At 36.7% G+C, this 6472-nt stretch carries 6 protein-coding genes; 1 reads left to right on the plus strand and 5 read right to left on the minus strand.

Annotated features, from left to right (window positions below):
- A complete protein-coding gene (locus FYJ25_RS06665) occupies window positions 1–648 on the minus strand; it encodes an ABC transporter permease (RefSeq protein ID WP_096239914.1) in 648 nt (215 codons plus the stop codon).
- 40 nt (window positions 649–688) lie between these two features.
- Window positions 689–1642 (minus strand): glycine betaine ABC transporter substrate-binding protein, encoded by a 954-nt coding sequence (locus FYJ25_RS06670; RefSeq protein WP_096239912.1) that lies wholly within the window; start codon window positions 1640–1642, stop codon window positions 689–691.
- A 242-nt stretch (window positions 1643–1884) separates the two neighbouring features.
- Here FYJ25_RS06670 and FYJ25_RS06675 point away from each other — a divergent pair, with 242 nt between their 5' ends.
- Window positions 1885–3249 (plus strand): MATE family efflux transporter, encoded by a 1365-nt coding sequence (locus FYJ25_RS06675; RefSeq protein ID WP_154580856.1) that lies wholly within the window; start codon window positions 1885–1887, stop codon window positions 3247–3249.
- A 191-nt stretch (window positions 3250–3440) separates the two neighbouring features.
- Here FYJ25_RS06675 and FYJ25_RS06680 read toward each other — a convergent pair whose 3' ends face one another.
- The 3 genes from FYJ25_RS06680 to FYJ25_RS06690 form a co-directional block, all read right to left on the minus strand.
- Entirely contained in the window at window positions 3441–4343 is a 903-nt protein-coding gene (locus FYJ25_RS06680) for an ABC transporter permease (RefSeq protein ID WP_154580857.1), read from the minus strand.
- On the minus strand, window positions 4309–5253 hold the full coding sequence (locus FYJ25_RS06685) for an ABC transporter ATP-binding protein (protein WP_154580858.1): 945 nt from the start codon (window positions 5251–5253) through the stop codon (window positions 4309–4311). Before FYJ25_RS06685 ends, FYJ25_RS06680 begins: the two co-directional genes overlap by 35 nt.
- Window positions 5254–5407: 154 nt before the next feature.
- Window positions 5408–6049, minus strand: coding sequence for a GNAT family N-acetyltransferase (locus FYJ25_RS06690; protein ID WP_154580859.1), 642 nt, complete (start codon window positions 6047–6049; stop codon window positions 5408–5410).
- Between the last annotated feature and the right edge of the window lie 423 nt (window positions 6050–6472).

The following is a 6472-nucleotide window of genomic DNA, read 5'->3' on the forward strand; positions in this document are numbered from 1 at the left end:
TCACTGCGACACACCTCTCTTCTTTACATAATTTTCAAGTATTCCAAGCAATAAATCTGCAATCAGTGCAAGAAGGGCGATCAATACACTTCCGGCAAAAGTAAGCGCTGGATTATAGATTGTAATTCCTCTGTAAATGGCAACGCCTAATCCTCCGGCACCAATAAATGCCGCAATCGCTGTTACTGACAATGTCATAACCACCATGTTTCGGACACCGGCCAGAATAACACCGAGCGCTAAGGGAAGTTTAATTCTACACAAAATCTGGATATCTGTACTCCCCATCCCTCTGGCAGCCTGTATAATTTCCTGACTGACTCCACAAATACCGGTGTATGTATTTCGAATCATTGGCATCAATCCATATAGAGTCAAAGCAATGATCGCTGTTTTATCTCCGATTCCGGTAAAAGGTATTAAAATTCCTAATAAAGAGATAGATGGAATCGTATAGAAAATATTTGCCAGTGTTAAAATAACCGGAGCCATAAATTCTTTCTCCGCAATAAATATGCCAAGAAGTAAGCCCATAATACCAGCTAGTACTATAGCAATTCCCGCAATTTTGAGATGTTGTCCAAATAATTCCAGAAACCATTCTCTGCGTTCCATATAAATTTGCAAAATTTCTTTTAATAGTTCCATTATGTCGATCCTTTTATTCTTCTATCGCTGTCTGAGATTATTATTTAATAATTCCTTTTTCTGTAAGGTAATCTTTCGCTACCTGTACATCTTCTTTACCTTCCACTTCTACTTTGTAATTTAGAGAAGCCATTTCTTTGTCAGTAATCGAATTATCTAATTTCATAATCGCTTCTTCTAATCCAGGATGTGATTTTAATGTATCATTTCTTACAACATTAGAACAAAAATAATTTACCTGCAAATGCTTGTCATCTTCTAGAACACGAACATTATCATTACTTAACTGTGCATCTGTTGTAAAACCATTTGAAACATCAATATCTCCCTTTTTCAATGTTTCATATTTAAGACCAATATCAATATCTTTTACATCTTTAAATTTTAATCCATAGGTATCACAAAGAAGATGGAATCCATCTTTTCTTTCAATATAATCAGAATTACCACCAAAAACCAGCTCATCTGAAACATCTGCCAGTTGAGATGTTTTTGTCAGGTTATACTTTTTCGCAGCTTCTTCTCTTATAATAAGCGCATACGTATTGTTAAAACCATACTGACCAATCCAGGACATATCATATTTATCCTTATACTCTTTCTGAAGCTGTTTCCACATATCTTCATCACTTATGCCATCGGAATCATGTTTTAATACCATGATATATCCAGAAGAAGTATATTCCGGATATAAATCAAAGTCACCGGATTCCATAGCCGGCATAATATTATTTGTACCGCCTCCGATTCCTTTTGTAAGTTCCACAGAATAATCCGTAGTATCTTCAATAACTAATTTTAACATTTCGCCTAAAATAAACTGTTCTGTCATCGGTTTTGTTGCGATTTTGATTGGCGCAGCTGCCTCCTGTTTTTTCGCAGCTTCCGTTGTATTTTCTGAACCAGCATGTTTACTGTTACCACAACCAGCAATACCCGCCATCATACTAAAAGTCATTCCTAGTGCAACCCATTTTTTCCATGTTTTTTTCATTTTTTACACTCCTTTTTATGATATATTTTATATTATATCTTATTTTATGTCATTATTGTATCATAATCGATACTTTTTATGTAAAAAAATGAATATATTGCACAAAAAAGATTATGCAAAGTATACTATTACTTCAACTCCTGTATCATACTGTTTCTGGCTGACACAAATTTCTCTTTTTCCTTTTCTTATAAACTGGTATAATGGTTTTCGAAATCTACAGAAAGGCTATTTTATTATAAATGAAAAAAACATTTTTTTCTCACGATAAAAATTTTTATGCGGCATTATTTCCATTACTTATTATTATTTCGTTGCAGAATCTTATTTCTTACAGTGTGAATATGGCAGATAACATCATGCTTGGGGCTTACAGTCAGAATGCTCTTTCTGGTGCAGCTTTGGTGAATCAGATATTTTTCCTTATCCAACAGGCAGCGGTTGTGATCGGTGATGGGCTGGTTGTTATTTCCTCACAATATTGGGGACAAAAACGAATGGAGCCAATCCGGCAGATTACGGGAATGGTCTTGAAGATCGCACTAGGCTTGGGAATCTTTTTGATTATTTTATGCTCGCTGTTTCCAGAAGCAATGTTAGGCTTTTTTACGTCCGATGTGGCAATTTTATCTGAGGCAGGAAGTTATTTACAGATTATAAAGTATACATTTCTTTTGTATCTTGTAACACAGGTACTTCTTTCTGCACTTCGCAGTGTTGAAACGGTACGGATCGCGTTTGTAATATCGTGTGTTTCTTTAGTATTCAATGTAAGTATTAACTATATTTTAATCTACGGACGATTTGGCTTTCCAAAGTTGGGAATTCGTGGGGCAGCAATTGGCACGATGCTATCGAGATGTTTAGAGTTCCTTATTGTACTTATTTATGTAGCAAAAATAGATAAAAAGTTGAAGTTATTTTCAGATAGAGCAGTATTTCACATTGATAGATTATTACGTTCAGATTATGTAAAGGTTGCTGTTCCGGTTTTTATATCTGGAATGTTGTGGGCGATTTCCGTACCGATGCAGACCGCAATTCTCGGGCATTTAAGTTCCGATGCGATAGCTGCAAATTCTGTTGCAAGTACATTTTATCAATATATGAAAGTTGTTGTGCTTGCTATGTCTTCCGCTTCTTCTGTCATGATGGGAAAAGCAGTTGGCAGGGGAGATTTAGATGAGGTAAAAGCCGCAGCAAGAACGCTCTCTGTACTTGATGTAGGTGTTGGAATAATTCTTGCTGCTATTCTTTACTTTACAAAAGACTTTCTTTTAGCACAATATACCTTAAGTCCAACCGCTTCTCAGCTTGCAGAGCAGCTTATTATCATTATGGCGGTAATCATGGTTGGTATGGCATACCAGATGCCCGTTGGCTCGGGAATCATTCGTGGCGCTGGAGATACAAAGTTCTCTCTTTATGTAAATATGATTAGTACATGGGGCATTGTACTTCCACTGTCTTTAGCCACTGCTTTTTGGTGGAGATGGCCAATTGCTGCAGTAGTTATCTGTTTACAGTCTGATCAGATATTTAAGGGGATTCCGATATTTTTAAGATTCCGAAGTTATAAGTGGATTCACAAGTTAACGAGAGTTTAACTCTTACCTCCGATTATCTTTTACTGTTATACCAACTAATCACGCCCTGCAGATTCTGTATCCTGACACGTTCACCACCATGCAACATCATATCCTGCAGAAAAATAGTAAGAATCGCTCTGTCACATGAGTGACACCTATCGTGTCATCAGCTAGAAGACTCGACTTTTACCCACTAAAAATAATATTTCCTATCGTCCGCCTTCACCTTCTGGCAGCAATGTAATAAAATAATAAATAATTCCAAATACAGCTATACTTCCCATCATAATACCAATCATCTGATTTACACTTACCACATTTCCATGAAATACCGGATTACAATCAAGAGTTTCTCTTATCACTTCAATCATTTCACCCGGATAATGTTTTCTCTCCATCTCCCTGAATACTCCTTGAAGCATATGATTTTTAATCAATGAAGTGGCATATGTACTCGGAAGATAAGACAGCACCTTCTGAAGACCTGACCCAAAATTTGAAATTGGCATATAAGCACCACATATAAAACCATATCCTGCACTGACAATTGTACCTACAGCCGAAAGCTGTCCCTGTGTTGTCAACGGAAAGCTAATGATACTTGAAAGCGTACTTCCAAACAGGACGAGCAATATCATATCAAATAAAACCCATAATACGTCTGCTGCATTCATATACCATCCCATTTTAAATAAATATCCCAGGCATAATACAAATGCAAGTCCATTAACCATCAAAGAATTAGCTGCTGTTGAGAGGAAATATCCTAAATAGATTTCCCCACTGCTGACCGGTGAAACATTAAAATCCTTCCTTATTCCATTTGCCTTGTCCTGCACCATAGTCAGATTCACACAAAATGTTACAGTGATACAGCTCACTGCCATAAGTGATGCTGTCAGCTGTGCTGCTACAGTTCCATTAATGAGCTTATCCGAAATCGTGATCATATCCGGAATTGCAGCTGTAAAAGAATCTCTGAAAACCTTTGCAAGAAACGTAGCATACAGAACAATCAGAACAACGGGTGTGATCATTGATGTAAACAACATACCTTTATCTTTAAAAAACAGTTTCCTATTCCTGTTCATTAATGCCAATACTGTTCTCATCAGCGTTCACCTCCAATCTTTTCCCTGTGACTGCAAGAAATACATCATCCATACCGCCTTTTACTACTTCATAATCTGTGAATAAATCCTGATGCTCTACAATAAGCTTCGTAGCTTCCTTCGTATTTCTTACTTTTATCTGATATCCGTCACGAATTTTTTTATATTCTCTGTTCAATGACTTTATTTCATCTTCGGAAACACCATAAACAGACACGATATCCTGTACATAATCATTTTTAAGTTCAAACGGTGTACCTTCCGCTGCAATACTTCCTTTGTCAAGAATCATAACATATCCGGCATTAGCAGCCTCCTCCATATAATGGGTGGTTAAAAATACTGTCATATTTTCAGTTTTCTGAAGCTTCTCGATAACATTCCAGATTAACTGCCTCGTCTGCGGATCAAGCCCGGTAGTAGGCTCGTCAAGAATCAAAATTTCTGGTCTGTGCAATAATGCACGGGCAATATCAATCCTTCTTCTCTGACCTCCCGACAGCTTACCTACAGGTCTGTTTAAAAACTCGTCAAAATCCAAAATCTCGACCAGCTCCATTAATCTCTTATCAAAAGCCTTTCTTGTAATGCCGTACAAAGCAGCTCTGCTCATTAGGTTCTCTTTCACTGTAAGCGGTTTATCAAGTACGCTATCCTGAAATACAACACCAAGCATTCTTTTTGTCTGTGCACCGGCTTTGTCAGTTTCTATTCCGTTTACCAGAACAGTTCCACTGTCTTTTTTCAGCAGTCCACAGAGAATAGAAATGGTTGTACTTTTCCCTGCACCGTTTACTCCAAGAAACGCAAACAATTCTCCTTTTTTCACACGAAAGCTCAAATCATTTACCGCTTTTACTTCGCCAAATCTTTTATTCAGATGGCTGATTTTAATTATATCTGATTCCATATTTGCTCCTTATGTTTTCATTTTTCCTTAAATACTGCAGCATACGTTGGATTTACCTTTTTTATTAGAATCCATATGTTAAAAAATAATATGAATGCAAAAAACTTGCTGCACTCATATCTGCATGTGAAGTGGATATTCGCAATCCACTTCACTAAAATAATTGCCCCGGTAGTTTTTTCTTCTCTTTATAAGGAAACAACTTATCAAATTCTTCAGTTTCCTTTTCATCTACAAAATATCCCACTGGTGTCGCATACTCTCCTGTAATACTATTCAGATAGCCAGGAATCAGCTCTTTACATAAAAAGAAAGATGCATCCTCCCCTTCTTCCAGTCCATGATAACGAATGTTAAATTCGCTTGCCGGTCTGAATCCACTTTTTCCATAAAAATCAATGTTTCCCTCAAAGCAGACTGCACCACAGCCAAGTTTCGCTGCCTTATCCAATGAATAATCAAGTAATGCTTTTCCATACCCTTGTCGTTTTAATTCTGGAGTAATACAAATCGGTCCCATCGTCATAATTGGAATATTTCTTCCATCATCTGATTTAATAGTTGTTCTCATAAACATATTCTGACCAATCAGCTTACCCTCTTCACCATTTTCATTAAGAAACATCACAAAATCCAATTCTGGAACAAATGCCGAATCATTTCGGAGCTGATGCAATACATAATGCTCAAGGCATCCTGGACGATACACATTCCAAAAACTTTCTCTTACCAGATTTTCTACTTTCTGATACTCTTCCTTTTTCTCTAAACGAATCATAATATTACTTTTTCCCATTTCTTTTATGTCCTCTCTTATTATAATATTTCCTCTTTCCTATTACCCATGCACATTTCCTCTAAATAAATAAACGACCGTTTACATTTATATAATAGTAAACGGTCGTTTATTTGTCAAGACTTTTCTTTTTGCTTATATTATCTCTTTTTATAAACCGCCACTTCTTTATTTTCTTAATAAATTACTCAATTTTTCTGAGTATATTTATTCAGCTACATAATTCCAAGCAACCCACTGTACTCAATTTTAGCATCATTGTTCTTATTCTGCAAAAACTCTCCCACTTTCTCTGCTGAATATTCCTGTGCGGTAACACCGCAAATCCGGCAGACGGGAAACCGTCTGTCCGGGCTTGCGGGAACCGCTTATGCGAGTTTACTCGCGTAATGCTTTATCCAAGCCATATACCTCTCGCATTGA

It is taken from the genome of Anaerobutyricum soehngenii (assembly GCF_009697165.1).
GTDB classification, from domain to species: Bacteria; Bacillota; Clostridia; order Lachnospirales; family Lachnospiraceae; genus Anaerobutyricum; species Anaerobutyricum soehngenii.